The sequence below is a fragment of the Streptomyces sp. NPDC043896 genome (assembly GCF_056435605.1).
Genome location: NZ_JBWKEE010000026.1, coordinates 98,291 through 117,527, shown reverse-complemented (window position 1 = coordinate 117,527; position 19,237 = coordinate 98,291). Strand labels below are relative to the sequence as shown.

Sequence of the window (19,237 nt, the reverse complement as noted above, 5' to 3'; positions counted from 1 at the left end):
GACGCACCAGGCCCCCACCATGCTGAGCAAGCGCTTATTCGACTGAGCGCCGGCCGGGACCGGACCGGACGGCCGGAGACGGCACCGGACAGCGGAAGACAGGGGCAGGGCATGGCCGAACCGAGGATCTTCACGTCCGCCGAGGAACTGCGCGCCGGCATCGGCGAGCCGCTCGGCCCGAGCGGATGGCTGGAGGTGGACCAGAAGCGGATCGACCTCTTCGCGGACGCGACCGGCGACCACCAGTGGATCCACGTGGACCCGGAGCGGGCCGCCACCGGACCCTTCGGCTCCACCATCGCGCACGGCTATCTCACGCTGTCGCTGCTGCCGAGCCTGGTGCCGCAGATCATGCGGGTCGAGGGGATGCGGATGGGCATCAACTACGGTACGGACAAGGTCCGTTTCCCCGCCCCGGTCCCGGTCGGCTCGCGGCTGCGCGCCACCGCGGTGATCACATCGGTCACCGAAGCGGGCGGCGGCGTACAGGTCGCGGCGACCGTGACGGTGGAACGCGAGGGCGGCGAAAAGCCCGTGTGCGTCGCGGAGTCGGTGTCCCGCTACTACTTCTGAGCCGTCTCCACGGCCGGGCGCGCACCCACCATGCGGAGCACGAGGTCGGCGTACAGCGCGCCGACCTCGTCGGGCGTGCGCTGTCCGGCGGTGCTGAACCAGCGGGCCACGTCGATGCACAGCGACAGCACGGCGAGGGTGGTGCCCGGCACGTCGGGGACGTCGAACTCCCCCGCCCGCACGCCCTCGGCGATGATCCGGCGCACGGCCGCGTCGCTCAGCCGGCGCAGCCCCACGATCTCGGAGCGGTGCTCCGGGGCGAGGGCGTCGAGCTCGTACTGGACCACGCGGGCGGTGGTGTGGTGCGCGGCGTGCCAGCGCACGAAGGACCGTACGGCCGCGTCGAGCCGGTCGGCGGCGCCGCCCTGCCCGGAAGCGGCGGTCTCCAGGATCTCCAGCGCCTTGTCGTGCCCTATCCGGCTGATCCGGTGGAGCAGTTCTTCCTTGGTCTTGTAGTGGATGTAGAGCGCGGCCGGGCTCATGCCGGCGCGGCCCGCGATGTCGCGCGTGGTGGTCGCGTGGTAGCCGCGCTCCGCGAAGGCGTCGACGGCGGCCACGAGCAGCCGCCGCGCGGCGTCGGGGGTGACCTCCGACCACGGCTGGTAGCCGCCGGCCGTCTCCGCCGCGCTGTCCATCGCTCGCCCACCCTCTTCGTCCTGTAGGAAGGCACCAGCTTACCGGAGAGTGAGCAAGCGCTTAGCGGGCCTGCGGGCGGCGGCCGGTCAGAAGGCGGACACCCCGGTGCGGGCGCGGCCGATCAGCAGCTTCTGGATCTGGCTGGTGCCCTCGTAGAGGGTCATGACGCGGGCGTCGCGCAACAGCTTCCCGGCCGGGTACTCGTCGATGTAGCCGTAGCCCCCGTGCACCTGGAGGGCGTTGCCGGCGGCCCGCACGGCGGCCTCGGAGGCGAAGAGCTTGGCGGTGGAGGACTCGGTGGCGAAGGGCAGGCCCCGGTCGATCAGGTCGGCGACCCGCCAGGTCAGCAGCCGGGCGGCGTCCACGTCGACCGAGATGTCGGCGATCAGCTCCTGGACCAGCTGGTGGTGGGCGATCGGCTTGCCGAACTGCTCACGCCGGGCGGCGTACGAGACGGCCGCGTCCAGGGCGGCCTGGGCGATGCCCACGCAGCCGGCGGCTACCGACATGCGGCCCTTGGCCAGGGCCGACATGGCCACGGAGAAGCCCTTGCCCTCGGGGCCGAGCAGGGCGGAGGCGGGGACGCGGACGTCGTCGAGGGCGAGTTCGGCGGTCGCCTGGCCGCGCAGGCCGAGCTTGCCGTGGACCTCGCGGCGGGTCAGGCCGGGGCTGTCGGCGGGGACGAGGAAGGCGGAGACGCCCCGGTGGCCGGGGGTGGCGGGGTCGGTCCGGGCGAAGAGGAGGACGACGTCGGCCCAGGTGCCGTTGGTGATGAACATCTTGCTGCCGCTGATGACGTACGCGTCCCCCTCGCGCACCGCGCGGGTGGTGAGGGCGGCGGCGTCGGAGCCGGTGCCGGGCTCGGTCAGCCCGAAGCAGCCGAGGGCGTCGCCGGAGCACAGGCGGGGCAGCCAGTGCCGCTTCTGCTCCTCGGTGCCCCAGGCGGCGACGGTCTTGGCGACCAGGCCGAGGGAGACGGAGACGATGCCGCGCACCGCGGAGTCGCCGCGGCCCAGCTCCTCGGTGACGAGCACGTAGGAGAGGTGGTCGCCGCCGGAGCCGCCGTATTCCTCGGGGACGGTGAGGCCGAGGAAGCCGAGGCCACCGAGCTTCTTCACGATCGAGCGGTCCACGCTCTCGGCGCGGTCCCACTCGGCGGCGTACGGGACGATCTCGCGGTCGGTGAACGCGCGGGCGAGGCGGCGGACCGCCTCCTGCTCCTCGCTGAGCTCCAGGTTCACGGGGTCCCTCCGGGGCGTGGGCCGGTGCGTGACGGTGTGCGGGGGGGTACGGCGGTGTGCGGCCCGCCGACGTTTAACTAGCAGCGGTAGTTTATGGCGGGGCAGGGCCTACTATGTGGCGCATGGCCAGACCGCGCAAGCCCCTCCTCAGCCGAGACCGCATCGTCGAGGCGGCGGGAGCGCTCGTGGACGCGGAGGGGCTGGAGGCGGTGTCGACGCGGCGGCTGGCCGCAGCCCTCGGGGTCAGCGGGCCCTCGCTGTACAACCACTTCCGGACCAAGGACGCGATCCTGGAGGCGGTTGCGGACGCGGTGAGCGCGAAGGTCGACCTGTCGATGTTCGACGGCGGCAAGGACTGGCGGGGCGCCCTGTACGACTGGGCGCACTCCTACCGCGCGGCCCTCTCGGACCACCCGAACATCGTGCCGGTGCTGGCTCGCGGGCCGGGCCGCCGCCCGGCGGGCCTGCGGCTGGCGGACGCGGTGTTCGGCGCCATGACGGCGGCGGGGTGGCCCCCGGCACAGGCGACCCGGATCGGCGCGCTGATGCGGTACTTCATCCTGGGCTCGGCGGCGGGCTCCTTCGCCCGGGGGTTCGTGGACGACGAGACGGCGTACGACCCGGCGGACTACCCGCACCTGGGGCAGGCCCACCTGCTGGCGGAACGCCAGCGGGAGGTGGACGAGGGCGCCTTCGAGACCGGCCTGACCGCCCTCCTGGACGGCCTGACCCTCCAGTACGAAGCCCTCCTGCGAACGGGCGCGCCCCCACAGGTGTGACGCCGCGGGCGCGGGGCGGTCAGCGGGGTGGGAAGCCGGGGCGGGGGCGGGAGCGGGGGCGGGAGCCAGGTCGGGAGCCGGGTCAGAAGCCGGCTCCGCAGCCGCCGACGCCTCCGCAGCCACACCCGCCGACGCCCTTGCGGCCGAGGTCCCGCGTGCCGCCCCGGCGCGGGTCCGGCGGAGGGGTGCCGCCGCCCAGGCCGCCCCTCCCCGGCCAGTGTCACCCCCTGGGGGCTCCGGCCCGCGGGGGCTCGGGAACGGGCAGGACCGCGCCCGGCGGGAGGCGGGTCAGGCCGTGCAGCGCCACCTCCAGGAGCCGCCGTTCGCGCGGGGTGCCCGTCGGCTCCCGCTCGGCGAGGAGGCGCAGTGCGGTCAGGCCCGCCCGGGTGGGGTGGCGGCGGTTCATCAGGTTCCGGTTCCGGGCGCCGGCCGCCCCGGTCCCGTCGACCAGGCCGTCGGTGATCAGCCGCTCCACCAGCCGGCCCACGGCGGGGTGGTACGCCGCCTCGTCCCGCAGCTCCAGGGCGACGCGGTCGTCCGCATCGGCCATGCAGGCGGTCACGGCCGCCCCGAACTCGCCGTCCGCCACCTCACCGGCCGGTCCGGCACGCGCCACCGCCACCGCCACCCGGTCCGTGCCCGCGACGGCGCGGAGCCGCCCGGCCAGGTACAGGGCGGCCATCGCGGTCTCGGCCACCCCGGTGCGCCCACCGCGCAGGTACGCGGCCTCGTAGGCGGTGAGGGCCCGCGCCTCCGGCTCACGCCCGGGCGGCTCGGAGGCAGACGTCGGCTCCGGGGCAGACGGCGGCTCGGGGGCAGGCGGCGGCTCAGGCCCGGGCGGCCCCCCGGGCAGGGCGGCGGGCTCCGGCGCGGGCGGCCGCCAGGGCCGGGGGTTGCGGCGGCGGAAGAACACGCCGGGACAGGCGACGGGCGGCAGGAACCACAGGGCGGAAGCGATGACCCACACAAGTCCCCCCGAACTCATATGCGTTGGGGGGATTGTGCGCCGCTCCCGGCCGGCCCGCAACCGACCGGCCCGCAACGGCCGGGCCGTGCCCGCCCCGAAGGGCGTCCGGCCTAGAAGACGACCAGCGAGCGGCCGCCCTTGCCCGCGACCATCGCCTCGAAGGCAGCCGGGATCCCGTCGAGGGTGATGCGGTCGGTGACCAGGGCACCGAGGTCGAGGCGGCCGGCCCGGACGTGTCCGGCGATCACCGGGAGGTCGCGGGCCGGGTCGCTGTTGCCGTACACGCAGCCGCTGAGGGTGCGGGCGAAGTGGAAGATCTCCAGCGCGTGGAAGCTCACCTGCTGGTCCTTGCCGCCGATGCCGACGACCGTGGTGCGCCCGCCCCGGCGAGTGGATTCCCAGGCCGTACGGATGGTCTGGGCCCGGCCCACGCACTCCACGGCCACGTCCGCGCCCTGCCCGCCGGTGAGGCCGCGGACCTGCTTGGCGGTGGTGTCGGAGGCGAGTACGAAGTCGGTGGCTCCGGCGGCGCGGGCCAGTTCCTCCTTGGCCGGGGAGACGTCGACGGCCACGATCGCCCCGGCGCCGGCGATCCGCGCCGCCTGGAGGGCGGCGAGACCGACGCCGCCGACGCCGAACACCGCCACCGACTCGCCCGCCCGCACCCGGGCGCTGTGGTGCACGGCGCCGTAGCCGGTCAGGACGGCGCAGCCGAGCAGCGCGGCCTCCGGGAGCGGGATCCCGGCGGGCGCGGGCAGCACGCAGTTCGCCGCGACGACGGTCTCCTCGGCGAACGCGGCGACGTTGAGTCCGGGGTGCAGCTCGGTGCCCTCGGCGTCGTGGGCGTAGACCGCGCCGACCCCGGCCAGCGCGTTGGCGCAGAGCCAGACCTCGCCGATCCGGCAGTGGTGACACTCCCCGCAGGACGGCGCCCAGTTGAGCACCACGCCGTCGCCCGGGGAGACGTGGGTGACGCCTTCGCCGACGGCGAGGACCGTCCCCGCGCCCTCGTGGCCGAGGACGGCGGGGACGGGCACCCGCATGGTGCCGTCGGTGAGGGACAGGTCGGAGTGGCAGACCCCGGCCGCGGCGAGCCGCACCCGGACCTGCCCGGGTCCGGGATCGGGCAGCACGATGTCCCGTATCTCCAGCGGGGCTCCGACGGCGGGCAGGATGGCGGCGCGGACCATGGTCGTCCTCTCCGTGTCTTGGGGACTGCGGGGCTCGGGGACTGCGGGGCTCAGGGACTGCGGGGACCGCGGGGACCGCGGGGCTTCGGGGACTGCCCGGGCGGGATCAGAACTGCAGGGACTTGGTCTGGAGGTACTCCCCCAGGCCGTGCGCGCCCAGCTCACGGCCCACGCCCGACTGCTTGTAGCCGCCGAAGGGCGCGAGCACGTTGAAGCGGCCGCCGTTGATGTCCACCTGGCCGGTGTCCATCCGGCGGGCGAACGCCACCGCGGTCTCCTCGTCCGCCGCCCACACCGCGCCGCCGAGGCCGTAGACGGTGCCGTTGGCGATGCGCAGCGCGTCGTCGTGGTCCTCGTAGGGGAGGATCGCCAGCACCGGGCCGAAGATCTCCTCCTGAGCGATGGTCATGTCGGGGGTGACGTCCGCGAAGACGGTCGGCGCGATGAAGTACCCGCGCTCGTGCGGCGCGTCGAGCCCGCCCGCGACCAGGCGGGCGCCTTCCGCGACGCCCTTGTGGATGTACGTGCGCACGCGGTCGCGCTGGGCGGCGTTGACGACGGGGCCGAGGCGGGTGCTCCGGTCCCGGGGGTCGCCCGAGGGGTACGCGGCGACGGCGGCGGCCGCGAGGGCGACGGCCTCCTCGTGCTGGTCCCGGTGGACGAGCATGCGGGTGAGCGCGTTGCAGCTCTGGCCGGTGTTGTTCATGACGTGTCCGACGCCCACCGCGACGGCCTTGGCCAGGTCGGCCCCGGGCAGGATGACGTTCGCCGACTTGCCGCCCAGCTCGAGGGCGACGCGCTTGACGGCGGCGCCGGCGATGGCGCCGATCTTCTTGCCGACGGCGGTCGAGCCGGTGAAGGAGACGAGGTCGACTCCCTCGTGCTCGGCCAGCGCCTGGCCCGCGACCGGGCCGGTCCCGGTCACCAGGTTGAAGACTCCGGCCGGGACTCCCGCCTCGTGCACGGCTTCGGCGAAGAGCTGTGCGGTCAGCGGGGTGTCCTCGGCCGGCTTGAGGACGACGGTGCAGCCGGCGGCGAGAGCGGGTGCCACCTTTGCAACGACCTGGTGCAGGGGATAGTTCCAGGGCGTGATCGCCCCGACGACGCCGACCGGCTCCAAGAAGACGGTGGAGTTCCCGACGCGCTCCTCGAAGGCGTGCGAGGCCGCGAGTTCCGCGTACGAGGAGGCCACCGCGATCGGCGCGCCGACGTGCACCGCCTCCGCGAAGCCGACCGGGGAGCCCAGCTCGGCGGTGATGGTCGCGGTGAACTCGGCCTTGCGTGCGACGAGCACGTCGCGCAGGGCGCCGATCACGGCGGCCCGCTCGGCCGGGGCCGTGGCGGACCAGCCGGGGAAGGCCGCACGGGCCGCGCGTACGGCGGCGTCCACGTCCTCGGCCGTGCCGGCCGGGACGGAGCCGATGACCTGCTCGTCGGCCGGGTTGACCACCTCGATCAGGCCGGTTCCGGCGGCGGGCCGCCATTCCCCGCCGATGTACATCCCGTCGTGGGCCTTCATGGCATTCCTCCCGAGCACCTACGAGCGCGTGGACCTGACCTCGTCCCCACACCCTACAAACTAGCGCCGGTAGTTTTCGGTCGGCCAGGGGCCCGACCGTCAGATGATGCCGAAAACCATCCCTGCCGCCAGGACCACGAGCGAGGTCAGGGCCGCCCATTTCACGGTGAACCGGGTGTGGTCGCCGAACTCGACCCTGGCCATGCCGACGAGGACGTAGACGGCCGGAACCAGCGGGCTGGACATGTGCAGGGCCTGTCCAACCAACGAGGCGCGGGCGATCTCCAGCGGGGACACCCCGTGGGCGGCGCCCGCCTCGGCGAGCACCGGCAGGACGCCGAAGTAGAAGCCGTCGTTCGACATGAAGTAGGTGAGGGGCAGGCTCAGCAGGCCGGTGACCAGGGCCATGTGCGGGCCCATGCCCTCGGGGATGGCTCCGACGAGCCAGTCGGCCATGTGCTTGACCATGCCGGTGCCGGTGAGGACGCCGGTGAAGACGGCGGCGGCGAAGACCATGCCGGCGACGTTGAGGACGTTGTCCGCGTGGGCGGCGATCCGGGCCTTCTGGTCGGGCATGTGGGGGAAGTTCACGGTGAGGGCGAGGGCCGCGCCGAGCAGGAAGAGCACCGGGATGGGGAGCAGTTCCATGATCATGGCGGTGAGCAGGGCGATGGTGAGGCCCGCGTTGAACCAGTAGAGGCGGGGGCGCAGGGTCGGACGGTCGGGGTCCAGCCCCTGGAAGCCGTCCCCGTGGCCGCCGTCACCGGCCCCGTCGCCGCCTGCGGGCAGCGCGGCGGCGGCCCCGGAGCCGCCGCCGGACGGCGCGGGCCCGGCCTCCGGGCCACCCTCCGAGCCCGAGCCCGAGCCCGAGGCGGATCCGGAGCCGGAGCCGCGGGTGGCGGCAGCGTCGCCCTTCGCCCCTGCACCGGCGGCCACCAGGGACCCCTCCTCCTCGGTCTCCGCGCCCGGCATCGCCAGGGAGCCGACCCGGCGGCGCTCCCTGATGCCGAGGACGTAGGCGAGGACGAAGACGAAGAGCAGGCCGACGGCGAGGGCCGGGATCATCGGGACGAAGATGTCCGCCGCGTCGAGCTTCAGCGCGGTGGCCGCGCGGGCGGTGGGGCCGCCCCAGGGCAGGGTGTTCATCACGCCGTTGGCGGTCGCGGCGACGCCGGTCATGACCACCAGGCTCAGGCCGAGCCGCTTGTACAGCGGGTACATGGCCGAGACGGTGATCATGAAGGTGGTCGACCCGTCGCCGTCGAGCGAGACGATCGCGGCGAGGACGGCCGTGCCGACCACCACGCGCATGGGGTCCGCCTTGCAGAAGCGCAGGATCCCCCGGACGATCGGGTCGAAGAGGCCGACGTCGATCATCACGCCGAAGTAGACGATGGCAAACATCAGCATGGCGGCGGTCGGGGCGAGCTTGCCGACGCCGTCGATGACGTAGTCCCCCAGGTGCGCGCCCTTTCCGGCGAACACGCAGAAGAGCGCGGGGATGAGGACGAGCGCCGCGATGGGCGACATTTTCTTCAGCATGATCAGGACCAGGAAGGTCGCGATCATGGCGAAGCCGAGGAAGGTCAGCATGCAGGGAAGGTAGGTGCCGCCTCCTTACGCCAACAAGACGTCCACGCGTGAGCAATACGAGCAAAACCCCAGCTCAGGGCAGGGGCGTGAGGGTGACGGGGAAGCCGTTGAGCACCGCGGTGCCCGACAGCGGGTCGAGGCGGGTGCCGTCGAGCAGCTGGTTCACGTTGACCCCCGGTTCGGCGCCGGCGACCGCGAGCCGGGTGCCGGCCCGGTCGTGTCCCCAGCCGTGCGGGAGGCTGACCACGCCCGTGCGGACGGTGTCGGTGACCTCCACCGGCGCATCCAGGCTGCCGCCGTCGGCGGTGATCCGGGCCCGGCCCCCGTCCGCGAGCCCGAGCCGGTCCGCGTCCAGCGGATGGACCTGGAGCGTGCAGCGGTTGGAACCTCCGACGAGGGCCGGGACGTTGTGCAACCAGCTGTTGTTGGAACGCAGATGGCGGCGGCCCACGAGCACCAGGGCGGCGGGGCGGGCGGCGAGCGCCGCGCGCAGCCTGGGGAGCTCGGCCGCGATCGGCTCCGGGAGCAGTTCGATCCTGCCGCTGCGGGTCCTGAGCACGCCCGGGAGCCGGGGCCGCAGCGGGCCCAGGTCGATGCCGTGCGGGTGGGCGAGGAGCCGCTCCAGGCTGAGCCCCGCCGTCCGCTCGGGCGCGCCCGCGCTGGCCCGCGTACCGTCGTCGGATCCGGCGGCGGCGTCGTCGGCTCCTGCGGCGGTGGCGCCGGGCGGGGCGGCGTGGCCGAACAGGTCCCCGTACGGGCCCAGTCGGAGCATCAGGTCGAGTCTGCGCTCCGGTCCGCTCTCGCCGGTGAGGAGCCCGGCCAGGTGGGCGGGGTCCGCTCCGTGGAGGGGGGAGCGGCGGTCGGCGGTCTCTTTGGCGAGGGCTGCCTGGATCGCCATGTCGTCGATGGCGGAAGGCAGGGCGGAGCCGTGCATGCCGGAGACGGCAAGGACGAGGCGGGCATGGATCTCGCACTCGTCGAGCCGGTCCGCTTCGAGGGGGACAGCGGGCCGGGTGTAGCGGACCTGGTTGCGGATGGCGAAGCCGTTGAACGCGAAGTCGTGGTGCGCGCTCTGCGAGGGAGGGGGCGGGGGCAGGACGACGTGGGCGTGGCGCGAGGTCTCGTTCAGGTAGGGGTCGACGCTCACCATGAAGTCGAGTCCGGCGAGGGCCGTGTCGAGCCGCCGGCCGTCGGGGGCGGACAGCACCGGGTTGGCCGCGATGGCGATCAGGGCACGGATGCGCCCCTCCCCCGGGGTCTCGATCTCCTCCGCCAGGGCCGCGGTGGGCAGTTCGCTCTTGACCTCGGGGTGGCCGCTGACCCGGCTGCGCCAGCGGCCGAGGGCGAACCCCCTGCCGGTCCCGGCGGGGCGGGGCCGCGGGCCGGCCGCCGGGAGCGGGAAGAGGGCTCCGCCCGGTCGGTCGAGGTTGCCGGTGAGGATGTTCAGTACGTCCACCAGCCAGCTGGCGAGCGTCCCATACTCGACGGTGCAGCTGCCGATCCGCCCGTAGACGGCGGCGGACGGCGCGGCCGCCAGCTCCCGGGCGAGGGCGCGGATCCGGTCGGCCGGCAGGTCGCAGGCGGGGGCGACCGCCTCAGGAGTGAAACTCCCGAGGGCGTCGGCGAGTTCCCGGAGGCCTTCGGTGTGTTCCGCCAGGTGTCCGGGGTCGGCGAGCTTCTCGGCGAGCAGGGTGTGGGCGAGGGCGGCCAGCAGCAGGGCGTCGCTGCCGGGACGCGGTGCGAGGTGCAGGTCGGCGAGCCGGGCGGTGCGCGTGCGGCGCGGGTCGACGACGACGAGGGTGCCGCCGCGGGCCCGCAGGGCCTTGAGCCGGCCGGGGAAGTCGGGGGCGGTGCACAGGGAGCCGTTGGATTCGACCGGGTTGGCTCCGATGAGCAGGAGGAAGTCCGTGCGGTCGAGGTCGGGGACGGGGATAGCGAAGGGGTCGCCGAACAGGAGCCCGCTGGAGACGTGTTTGGGCATCTGGTCGAGGGTGCTCGCGGTGAAGAGGTTGCGGGTGCCCAGGGTGTTGACCAGCAGCGGCGGGTACAGGGCGCCCGCCATGGTGTGGACGTTGGGGTTGCCGAGGACGATGCCGACGGACTGGGCTCCGTGTTCCCCGACCAGGGCGGGGACGGCTGCGGCGATGGCGTCGTAGGCCTCTTCCCAGGTGGCCTCGCGCAGTTGCCCCTCGCGGCGGACGAGCGGGGTGCGCAGCCGGTCGGGGTCGGCGTCGAGGGCGCCGAAGGCGGCGCCTTTGGGGCAGACGAAGCCGCGGCTGAAGACGTCGTCGCGGTCGCCCCGCGCGCCGGTGACGGTGGTGCCCTCGATGGTGAGGGTGAGGCCGCAGGTGGCTTCGCAGAGGGGGCAGATTCGCGGGGCGGTGCGGGGCATGGGCCCTCCTGGGGGCGGCAGGCTGCGGCGCGGACCGCTGACCGGGGACCGGCGCCGTTCCGGCGCGGGGGCGCGGTGCGGGCGGGGCCGCGGCCGTCGCGGGCGCCCCGAGCATACCGACCGGTAGGCACGGTGGGGAGGGGGCAGAGGCGGCCCGTTCGCCCCGCCGGGGCGGGGGTGGCCCGGTCACCAGGCCGCGGGCCGCCGGGCCGTGCGGGGGGTCAGTCCAGGGCCCGGGCCAGGTAGGCGTGCATCATGGCGCGCGTCTCGGCCACGATGCCGGGGTCGCCGGCCGGGTCGGACCGGAAGGCGAGCTGGACCAGCGCGTCGGTCGCCTCGACGGCCACCAGCACCGCCCGGGACAGTTCCGGGCCCGGGGCGAGCCCGAGGTGCGCGCACAGGAGCCCGGTCAGCCGGGCGGCGACCTGGTGGTTCGGGTCGGAGGCGGGCCCTTCGGGCGGCGGGGCGGGAACTCCGAAGTCGACGAGGGCGAAGCCGGGGACGCTGCGCTTCATCGCGAGGTACTCGTCCAGCACGGCGTCCACGACGGGCCGCCAGTGCGCGGCCGGCAGCAGGGCGAGCCGCCGCTCGATGCCCTCGGCGTACTGCTCCAGGTTGCGCTGGGCGAGGGCGACGGCCATGGCCCGCTTGTTCCCGAAGAAGCGGTAGACCGAGCCGATGGGCACACCGGCGCGCACGGCGACGGCACGGGTGCTGAGGTTCTCGTAGCCGGTCTCGTCGAGCAGTTCGGCGCAGGCGTCGAGGATCCGGGCGAGGCGGTCGGCGCTGCGCTGCTGGACGGGGGTCCTGCGCAGGGGGTGGGCGGGAGGCACGGGGTCCATCATGCCGCTCCTGGCTCGTGGGTCCAGCGGTGCCGGGGCTCGGTCCTCAGTTCAGGAGGAGGGTGAGACCGCCGATGGTGTAGGTGATCATCAGCGCGAGCAGCGGCAGTTGTCCGGCCACCGCCTTCGCCGGGGGGAAGAGGCGTACGGAACGGTCGTGGGCGGCGATCACACCGAGTACGTGACCGGTGACGACGGCGATCACCTGGAGGGCCGCGAGACCGCCGGGACCCAAGGGGGGACTGGGATCGGGGGCATTGTCAGTGCCGAATGCCATGCTTACCGTGCGTGGTCCTTCGGTGACGAGGAGGGAGAAGTAATGGGCGGTGAGATAGCCGAGGGCGATCGGCACGAGTGAGTGCGCGAAGGCGGTCAGCGGTCGGGGGTGCGGGCCGCTGACGAGGCGGGTGGCCGCCGCGCACAGGCAGTACAGGGTGGCGACGAGGGCGACGGAAGCGAGCAGTCCGAGCGTGGCCGTGGGGGTGCGGCCGAGGGGGGAGGTCTGAAGGGTGTTGATCCAGGCGGTGCTGTCGGAGTAGCCGTCGTAGGCGGTGGAGCCGAGCAGGACGCAGACGGTGGCGACGAGTCCGGGCCGCTCGGGCGTCGCGTCGAGTCCGTGGAAGGGGTTACGCAGGACCAGGCGGCCGTCGCTGCGGCGGCCGAGGGGGGAGAGCCGGGCCAGGAGGCCGGAGTAGACCTCGAAGGCGTCGGCCTCCGCGAACCAGCTCTCGCCGAAGCGGGCGGCGAGCAGCAGGTGGGCGGCGGAGTAGGCGGTGAGGGCACACAGGAGGGTGGTGGTGGAAGCGGGATCGGGAGCGACGAGTTCGAGCCAGGTGAAGCCGAACAGTCCGGCGGCGGCCGGCCACTGCCCGACCCGGGGCGGCAGGCGGCTGCCGGCCCCGGGCGGGCGGCGCCGGGCCCGGGAGAGCAGGCGGTGCAGGGTGCGCAGCGGGTTGAGGAGGCGCCAGACGGGGCCGAGGAGAAGGGAGGCGGGCACGATCCCGACCCACAGCAGGACGTAGACGGCACCGGGCGCGGGGTTGCGCTCGGGGTCGTCGGGACCGAGGAGGAGGTGGAGGAGCACGGCGAGGGCTGCGGCGAGTCCGAGTCCGCGCAGGGCGGTGCGGGTGGCCGGCGCGTCGGCCACCCGCTGGAGCCCGGCGGGCAGCGCGAGGCCGGAGCGGTCGCCGCGGAAGCGGGAGGCGGACCACAGGAGGCCGAGTGCCAGGAAGGAGACGAACAGCGCCGCGAAGGCTCCGGCGAAGGCGTAGAAGGGGGAGATCGGCAGATCGTGCTGGGAGCCGATCCCGTGCGCGAGCAGGGTCGACGGGTCGGCCGGGTGGAGGACCACGCCCTGGCCCGGCCCGGGGCCCGGCTGTGCGGCGGGCCATCCCGGGGGTATCGCGGTCCACTCCGTGGGGGCCGTCCCCGTCCCGGCGAGCGGCGGGGCCGGTGCCGTCGTCGGGCTCATCGGACGAGGAGCTGGGTCAGGACGAGGCGGGACCCGTGGGTCTCCACCTCGAAGAGGCCCGTCCGGTCGGCCGTCAGGACCAGGGTGGCCTCCTGGCCTGCGGGCAGGGCGAGTTCCTCGTCGTAGCCGTGGACGTGGAGGGTGTCGGCGCGGTCGCTGGTGACGCGCAGGGCGAGGCGCTCGCCGCGCTTCAGCTCGGTGCGGCCGGTGGCGGGTACGACCTTCCCGTCGCGGACGGCGAGGGTGACGGTCCGGTCCGCCCGGGGGGCCGGCTGGGGCGCCGGCGAGCCGGTCGGGGCCGGAGCGGGATGGCTGTGGGTGCCCTGGCCCGGGGGTCCCGCGGTCAGGGCGACCGTTGCCTCGACCGGCTTGCCGGCGACGGCCCAGGCGGTGTGGTCGTCGGCGTAGAGGCGGACGGTCAGGGTGTGCGCGCCCTCGGGCACCTGCGCCGAGGGCAGGTGGAACCAGGGGCCGTACAGCCGGGCCAGCTTGCGGCCGTCGAGTTCCAGGTGGGCGTGGCCGGCGCCCGTCAGCGCGGCGCCTCCGACGCTGTCGGGGGTGAAGCGGAAGCCGGTGGCGGCCAGCTGGATGTTCCAGCCGTCCTCGGAGTCCGGTCGGACGGTGACGCTCACCCCGGGCGCGCCTTCGGCGGGGACCTCCCGCAGCCGGTGGCCGCCGCCGTCCTGGGTCTCCAGGAGGGTGCCGGCGTTGCCTGAGGCCTGTTCGTGGGTGGTGCCGGGCTTGTGGTGGGTGGTGGCCCGGCCTCCGCAGCCCGTCGCCGCACCGCCCGTGAGCAGGAGCAGGAGGGCGACCAGCGCCGCCGTGCGGGCGGAGCGGCGGGACGGTCGGGTCCGGGGGTCGGGTGTCCGGCACACGTCGCACCGGATGCGGGTCTCTGCGGGCACGGTCACTACGGGCCTCCGGTCGTGGAGCGGTACGGAGCCGGCCCCCGCTCCCACCCGGCTCCCCGCCGGACCGCCGCCCGGGGGGGGCGGTCCGCCGCCGGGAGGTCCGGTGGCCGGGCGGGTGCGGGGGCCGGCGGGTTCGGGGGCCGGCGGGTGCAGGGGCCGGGCGGGTTCGGGGCTGCGGCGGGTCGGCGGCTACCGATGGCGGCGGCGGCCAGCCCGGCGCGGGCAGGGGGATGGGGGCTCGGCGCGGGCAAGGGGCGCGGGGCGGGGTCAGGGCGCGGGCGGGGGGCGGGGTGTGGGCAGGGGGCGCGGGTGCGGGCGGGGGGGGCGGGTGTGGGCAGGGGGCGGGGTCAGGGGGCGCGGGTGCGGGGCGGCGCCGGGGTCAGGGGGTGGGGGCGGCTGGGGTGGGGTCGGCGGCCGGGGTGTCGCTCCGGGCGGGGGGTGGGGTCGGGCGGGCCGAGGCGACGACCGCCCACAGCACCCACACCACCGCGACCAGGCCCCGTACCCAGGCGGGGCTCAGCGGGATCCACGGGATCATCAGGACGGCCTTGTCGAAGGCGTCCAGCAGCGTCAGGGCGCCGAGGAGGAGGGTGAGGCGGGCCAGCCAGGGGCGGCCGGGGCGCAGCGCCAAGCCGGCGCCCGTCCACCAGAGGCCGAGGAGGAGCAGGGCCAGTGCCGGGACCGGGGTGTCCACGAGCGGCATCGTGGAGCCGGCCACGTCCAGGGCCAGACCGGCCAGCCCCAGCAGCGAGGCCGCGGTGCCCCACCGGGAGCCGCGCAGACGCCGCCACCACAGCGTGCCGCCGACCAGCAGCAGGACCGCCGCCACCGCCAGCGCGATCTGGGTCTCGACCCGCTCCAGGCCCCGGGCGCCGTACCAGTCACAGCCGGCGGGGAGCTTGCGGGCCTGGACGTTGTAGTCGGCGCAGACCATCAGCTGCGTGAGTTTGACCGGTTCGCCCACGAGCCGGGCCGAGGCGCCGCTGACCTGTCCGCGTTCCTTCCCGCATTGCGGCAGGGTGCCCGGGGTGGAGCCGTCGGGGCCGTCCTGCCAGCAGTTGCCCCGGCCCTGGCCGTCCCACCACACGTCGGTGCCGTTGGGCCGGGAGGCTCCGGACTTGTCCTTGCCGAGGACGTTGCCCGCGTACCGGTTGTGGTGGGAGGTGTCGGTCTGCTTGGCCCACTCCTCCTCGCCCCGGATGAAGGCCGGGACGGCGCTGAGGAAGAAGCCCGCGCGCCGGTGTCCGTAGACCCAGTTGTCCTCGTAGAGGTTCCAGTTGCCTCCGGCGGTGATGATGCCGGTGCCGGGCGGCATGGAGATCTGCGGGCAGACGACGCCCTGCTCGTAGCCGCGTTCGACGGGGGGCTTGGCGCAGGTGCCGTCGGCGACGTGGTGGTAGTAGTCGGCGTTGTTGTCGTGGATCAGGTTGCGTTCGAAGCGGGCGTGGTTCTGCGGTAGTCCGGGGTGTCCGGGGAAGGCGCTGTCCATCGAGGCGCCGCCCATGTTCTGGTCGAACTCGTTGTCGTGGACCCACACCGAGTCCCCTGCGGTGCCGGAGTAGCCGACCATGTTGTGGTGGCTGCGGCAGCCGGTGATCTCGATGGAGTAGCGGGGCACGTCGTAGCCGCGCCCGTCGTTGATGTCGGAGGCGCTGCCGGGGTAGATCCCGGAGTCCCCGTTGCCGTAGGACTCGCAGTTCTTGTAGAGCCCGTGGTCGCTGGCGAAGGTCAGGAAGCCGTACTCGTCGTTCCAGCGGGTGAGGACGTCGTCGATGACGAAGCCGTCGACGGCGAGGACGTACAGGGAGTTGAAGGTGGTGCGCTGCGCGGTGAAGTTGCGGAAGTAGATGCCGTCGGACCGGTCGGCGCGGATGGCGTTCAGCTTCTGGTACTTGGCGTCGACGACGACGTCCGTGCGGGCGGCGCCGGTGCCCTCGATCTGCAGGTTCTTCTTGCCGAGGACAGCGACGAGGTTCTGGTTGTGGCGGCACTTCTCCTGCTGCTCGTACGACAGGATCTGATAGCCGAGCGAGGAGTCGGGGGCCTTGAGGTTCGCGCACTCCCCCGTGGGCTTCGGGAGGGAGGGCTCCTCCTCGTAGAGGCCGGGCAGGATCGCGATGTTCATCCCGGGCCGGTCCACGGCGTCCACGGCTTCCTGGAGGTGGCGGTAGCCGTTCTTCTCGCAGCGTTCGTAGAGGTCGAGGTTGCGCCGGTGCAGCTCCGGCGGGAAGGCGGCGATCCGGCGTTCGAAGGCGGGCCGGTCGGTCTTGCAGACGAGCAGGTCGGGCTCGGCCGCGCGGTACTGGGGGACGGAGCCGGTGCCGTCGGGGAAGGTGACGGGGCGCTCCTCGTGCGCGTGGGCGGCGGGCGCGGTGGCGAGGAGGGACAGGAGGGCGAGGAGGGCGGCGAGGAGCGCCGCCGGCACGGCAGGGAACCTGCGGGTCCACGACATGCGCGAGAGAGTAGAGCAATGTTCATCTTTTGGGAGCCCCTCGCGCGCGATCCCGTGGGAGGGCCTCACACCGCCCCGACGGCGCGTTGGCCGCAAGACGCCGTTGACGTGGGCGGCCCGGAATCCTACTGTCGACCATAGGATTCCTTCGACGGAGCGGGAGCAAGCCCATGAGTGAGCAGGCCAGGAAGACGGCGGAGGCGCTGGAGTACCTCACCGGCTTCGGGAACGAGCACAGCTCGGAGGCCGTCCCCGGCGCGCTCCCGCTCGGCCGGAACTCCCCCCAGCGTGCCGCCCTCGGCCTCTACGCCGAGCAGCTGAGCGGCAGCGCCTTCACCGAGCCGCGCCGCCACAACCGCCGCTCGTGGCTCTACCGGATCCGCCCCTCCGCCGCGCACCCGGCCTTCACCCGCGTGGACAACGGCGCCCTGCGCACCGCGCCCTTCACCGAGTCCGTCCCGGACCCCAACCGGCTGCGCTGGAACCCGCTGCCCGACCCGGCCCCCGGCACCGACTTCCTGGACGGCCTGTGGACCCTCGGCGGCAACGGCGACGCCACCCAGCGCACCGGCATGGCCGTCCACCTCTACTCCGCCAACGCCGACATGACCGACCGGGTCTTCAGCGACTCGGACGGCGAGCTGCTGATCGTCCCGGAGCGCGGCGGCCTGCTGCTGCGCACCGAGCTCGGCCTGCTGAGCGCCGGCCCCGGCGAGGTGGCGCTGATCCCGCGCGGCGTCCGTTTCCGCGTGGAGCTGCTCGACGGCGATGCGCGCGGCTACGTCTGCGAGAACTACGGCCAGCCCTTCGAGCTGCCGGACCTGGGCCCGATCGGCGCCAACGGCCTGGCCGCGGCGCGCGACTTCCGGGCGCCGGTGGCCGCGTACGAGGACGTGGAGCGCCCGACCGAGGTGGTCAACAAGTTCTGCGGCAACCTCTGGTCCGCGACCTACGGCCACTCCCCGCTCGACGTGGTGGCCTGGCACGGCACGCACGTCCCGTACGTCTACGACCTGCGCAGGTTCAACGTGATCGGGTCCATCAGCTACGACCACCCCGACCCGTCGATCTTCACCGTGCTGACCTCGCCCTCCGACACCGCGGGCCTGGCGGGCGTGGACTTCGTCGTCTTCGCCCCGCGCTGGCTGGTCGGCGAGGACACCTTCCGCCCGCCGTACTTCCACCGGAACGTGATGAGCGAGTACATGGGCCTGATCGAGGGCGCCTACGACGCCAAGGCCGAGGGGTTCGTGCCGGGCGGCGGCTCGCTGCACAACATGATGTCCGCGCACGGCCCGGACCGGGAGACCTTCGACAAGGCGAGCGCCGCCGAGCTGAAGCCGCAGAAGATCGACGACGGCCTGGCCTTCATGTTCGAGACCCGCTGGCCGATCACCGCCACCGCCCAGGCGGCCGGGGCGGAGCACCTCCAGCGCGGATACGACGACGTATGGGAGGGTCTCCAGCGCCACTTCCGTGCCTAACATGCCCTGCGTGCCCCCGCACGACCTCCGCTCCTTCCGCCCCGCCGCCTGACGGCGGGGACAGCCCGTACGGAGAACGACCCGTGACCGCCTTCGCCCCCGACTCCCTGGTGCTGAACCGGAAGCTGCCGCTCTGGTACCAGGTGTCCCAGTCCCTGCGCGCCTCGATACTGGGGCGCACTCCGGACGCCTCGCTGCGGCTGCCGACCGAGGAGCAGCTCGCCGAGCACTACGGGGTGAGCGTGCTGACGATGCGCCAGGCGCTCAAGGAGCTGGAGGGCGAGGGCCTGATCAGCCGGCACCGGCGGCGCGGGACGTTCATCGAGCCGGGCGCGATGCGCAGCGCCCCGGTGCGGCTGCTCGGCTCGGTGGACGCGATCGTCGCGCAGCAGTCGGGTGACCTGACGACGGTGCTCGGCCACGAGCGGACGCCCGTGTCCGGGGAGCTGCTGGAGCACTTTCCGGACACGGCGGAGGTGGTCACGTACCGCAGGCTCCGGCGCGACGGGGAGAGCGGGGAGCCCACGAACTGGGCGGAGAACGCGGTGCGGCCGGAGCTGGCGGGCGCGGTGGACGTGGCCGACCTGGAGCGCTGGCCGATGACGAAGGTGCTGCGCGACGTGGTCGGCGTACGGATCAGCCGGATCACGGACACCGTCGAGGCGCGGCTCGCCGACCCGGTCACCGCCGAACTGCTGGAGGTGCCGCTGCTGAGCCCGATCCTGCACTACACGGGCGTGACCTACGACGAGGACGGCCGGGTCGTGGACGTGGCGCGGATCCGGTACCGGGGCGACCGGTTCTCCTTCACCGTGACCGTCGAGGCCCCGTAGCCGCGGTCGCGGTCACCGGCGGGACCGGGATCGCCGTCGCGGTCGCGGTCGCGGTCGTGTTCACCGTCGGGGTCACCGGCGGGGTCAGGGGGCGGCGCGGACGGGCGGCGCCCTCACTTCTCGTCCTGCTCCTCCGCTCCGCGCTCGCCCTCGGCCTGTGAGGGGGTGGTGCGCGTCGTCTGCGGGTGGCGCTGCATCTTCTCCCGCTCGTCCATGTCCTCGTCGAGCCGCTCGCCCTCGGCCTGCGACGGTGTCGAGTACTCGTCGTACATGCTCATGGCCGGCTCCTCCGTGCCGCTGCGCGCGCACGGCCCGCGCATACCCGGGTCACGCGTCACGCGTCGCGCGTCACAT

At 74.1% G+C, this 19,237-nt stretch carries 16 protein-coding genes; 4 read left to right on the top strand and 12 right to left on the bottom strand.

What is annotated here, in order from left to right:
- The first annotated feature begins 111 nt into the window (after positions 1 to 111).
- Positions 112 to 573, top strand: a complete 462-nt coding sequence (locus AC069X_RS31095; protein WP_478733764.1) for a MaoC family dehydratase — start codon at positions 112 to 114, stop codon at positions 571 to 573.
- Here AC069X_RS31095 and AC069X_RS31090 read toward each other — a convergent pair.
- On the bottom strand, positions 564 to 1,208 hold the full coding sequence (locus AC069X_RS31090) for a TetR/AcrR family transcriptional regulator (protein ID WP_478733762.1): 645 nt from the start codon (positions 1,206 to 1,208) through the stop codon (positions 564 to 566). The genes AC069X_RS31095 and AC069X_RS31090 overlap by 10 nt on opposite strands.
- An 87-nt stretch (positions 1,209 to 1,295) precedes the next feature.
- Positions 1,296 to 2,450, bottom strand: coding sequence for an acyl-CoA dehydrogenase family protein (locus AC069X_RS31085; RefSeq protein ID WP_478733761.1), 1,155 nt, complete (start codon positions 2,448 to 2,450; stop codon positions 1,296 to 1,298).
- Positions 2,451 to 2,572: 122 nt separating this feature from the next.
- Here AC069X_RS31085 and AC069X_RS31080 point away from each other — a divergent pair, with 122 nt between their 5' ends.
- Positions 2,573 to 3,229, top strand: a complete 657-nt coding sequence (locus AC069X_RS31080) for a TetR/AcrR family transcriptional regulator (protein ID WP_478733760.1) — start codon at positions 2,573 to 2,575, stop codon at positions 3,227 to 3,229.
- Positions 3,230 to 3,449: 220 nt separating this feature from the next.
- Here the strand turns inward: AC069X_RS31080 and AC069X_RS31075 are convergent, their stop codons facing one another.
- The 9 genes from AC069X_RS31075 to AC069X_RS31035 form a co-directional block, all read right to left on the bottom strand.
- Positions 3,450 to 4,214, bottom strand: coding sequence for a TIGR04222 domain-containing membrane protein (locus AC069X_RS31075; protein ID WP_478733758.1), 765 nt, complete (start codon positions 4,212 to 4,214; stop codon positions 3,450 to 3,452).
- A gap of 92 nt (positions 4,215 to 4,306) precedes the next feature.
- Positions 4,307 to 5,386, bottom strand: coding sequence for a zinc-binding dehydrogenase (locus AC069X_RS31070; protein WP_478733756.1), 1,080 nt, complete (start codon positions 5,384 to 5,386; stop codon positions 4,307 to 4,309).
- A 106-nt stretch (positions 5,387 to 5,492) separates the two neighbouring features.
- Positions 5,493 to 6,905 (bottom strand): aldehyde dehydrogenase family protein, encoded by a 1,413-nt coding sequence (locus AC069X_RS31065; protein WP_478733754.1) that lies wholly within the window; start codon positions 6,903 to 6,905, stop codon positions 5,493 to 5,495.
- 99 nt (positions 6,906 to 7,004) lie between these two features.
- Positions 7,005 to 8,498, bottom strand: coding sequence for a CitMHS family transporter (locus tag AC069X_RS31060; RefSeq protein ID WP_478733752.1), 1,494 nt, complete (start codon positions 8,496 to 8,498; stop codon positions 7,005 to 7,007).
- Positions 8,499 to 8,571: 73 nt separating this feature from the next.
- Complete coding sequence (locus AC069X_RS31055) at positions 8,572 to 10,890, bottom strand: molybdopterin-dependent oxidoreductase (protein ID WP_478733750.1); 2,319 nt, start codon at positions 10,888 to 10,890, stop codon at positions 8,572 to 8,574.
- A 221-nt stretch (positions 10,891 to 11,111) separates the two neighbouring features.
- A complete protein-coding gene (locus AC069X_RS31050) occupies positions 11,112 to 11,732 on the bottom strand; it encodes a TetR/AcrR family transcriptional regulator (RefSeq protein ID WP_478733748.1) in 621 nt (206 codons plus the stop codon).
- A gap of 46 nt (positions 11,733 to 11,778) precedes the next feature.
- Positions 11,779 to 13,083: a hypothetical protein gene (locus AC069X_RS31045; RefSeq protein WP_478733803.1), complete on the bottom strand. Its 1,305-nt coding sequence runs from the start codon at positions 13,081 to 13,083 to the stop codon at positions 11,779 to 11,781.
- A 116-nt stretch (positions 13,084 to 13,199) separates the two neighbouring features.
- Complete coding sequence (locus AC069X_RS31040) at positions 13,200 to 14,018, bottom strand: cupredoxin domain-containing protein (RefSeq protein WP_478733801.1); 819 nt, start codon at positions 14,016 to 14,018, stop codon at positions 13,200 to 13,202.
- Positions 14,019 to 14,493: 475 nt separating this feature from the next.
- On the bottom strand, positions 14,494 to 16,566 hold the full coding sequence (locus tag AC069X_RS31035; protein ID WP_478733746.1) for a right-handed parallel beta-helix repeat-containing protein: 2,073 nt from the start codon (positions 16,564 to 16,566) through the stop codon (positions 14,494 to 14,496).
- A gap of 170 nt (positions 16,567 to 16,736) precedes the next feature.
- Between AC069X_RS31035 and hmgA the strand changes: the two genes are divergently transcribed.
- Together hmgA and AC069X_RS31025 are read left to right on the top strand one after the other, a co-directional pair.
- Entirely contained in the window at positions 16,737 to 18,050 is a 1,314-nt protein-coding gene (hmgA, locus tag AC069X_RS31030; RefSeq protein WP_478733744.1) for a homogentisate 1,2-dioxygenase, read from the top strand.
- An 83-nt stretch (positions 18,051 to 18,133) separates the two neighbouring features.
- Complete coding sequence (locus AC069X_RS31025; protein WP_478733742.1) at positions 18,134 to 18,883, top strand: GntR family transcriptional regulator; 750 nt, start codon at positions 18,134 to 18,136, stop codon at positions 18,881 to 18,883.
- Positions 18,884 to 18,996: 113 nt separating this feature from the next.
- Here the strand turns inward: AC069X_RS31025 and AC069X_RS31020 are convergent, their stop codons facing one another.
- Positions 18,997 to 19,161, bottom strand: coding sequence for a hypothetical protein (locus tag AC069X_RS31020; RefSeq protein WP_478733740.1), 165 nt, complete (start codon positions 19,159 to 19,161; stop codon positions 18,997 to 18,999).
- Positions 19,162 to 19,237: the final 76 nt, after the last annotated feature.

Bases quoted from the DNA above. Each gene is read 5' to 3' on its own strand.
- AC069X_RS31095 (WP_478733764.1), top strand. From the start codon at position 112: ATGGCCGAACCGAGGATCTTCACGTCCGCCGAGGAACTGCGCGCCGGC.
- AC069X_RS31090 (WP_478733762.1), bottom strand. From the start codon at position 1,208: ATGGACAGCGCGGCGGAGACGGCCGGCGGCTACCAGCCGTGGTCGGAG.
- AC069X_RS31080 (WP_478733760.1), top strand. From the start codon at position 2,573: ATGGCCAGACCGCGCAAGCCCCTCCTCAGCCGAGACCGCATCGTCGAG.
- AC069X_RS31075 (WP_478733758.1), bottom strand. From the start codon at position 4,214: ATGAGTTCGGGGGGACTTGTGTGGGTCATCGCTTCCGCCCTGTGGTTC.
- AC069X_RS31070 (WP_478733756.1), bottom strand. From the start codon at position 5,386: ATGGTCCGCGCCGCCATCCTGCCCGCCGTCGGAGCCCCGCTGGAGATA.
- AC069X_RS31065 (WP_478733754.1), bottom strand. From the start codon at position 6,905: ATGAAGGCCCACGACGGGATGTACATCGGCGGGGAATGGCGGCCCGCC.
- AC069X_RS31060 (WP_478733752.1), bottom strand. From the start codon at position 8,498: ATGCTGACCTTCCTCGGCTTCGCCATGATCGCGACCTTCCTGGTCCTG.
- AC069X_RS31055 (WP_478733750.1), bottom strand. From the start codon at position 10,890: ATGCCCCGCACCGCCCCGCGAATCTGCCCCCTCTGCGAAGCCACCTGC.
- AC069X_RS31050 (WP_478733748.1), bottom strand. From the start codon at position 11,732: ATGGACCCCGTGCCTCCCGCCCACCCCCTGCGCAGGACCCCCGTCCAG.
- AC069X_RS31035 (WP_478733746.1), bottom strand. From the start codon at position 16,566: ATGTCGTGGACCCGCAGGTTCCCTGCCGTGCCGGCGGCGCTCCTCGCC.
- hmgA (WP_478733744.1), top strand. From the start codon at position 16,737: ATGAGTGAGCAGGCCAGGAAGACGGCGGAGGCGCTGGAGTACCTCACC.
- AC069X_RS31020 (WP_478733740.1), bottom strand. From the start codon at position 19,161: ATGAGCATGTACGACGAGTACTCGACACCGTCGCAGGCCGAGGGCGAG.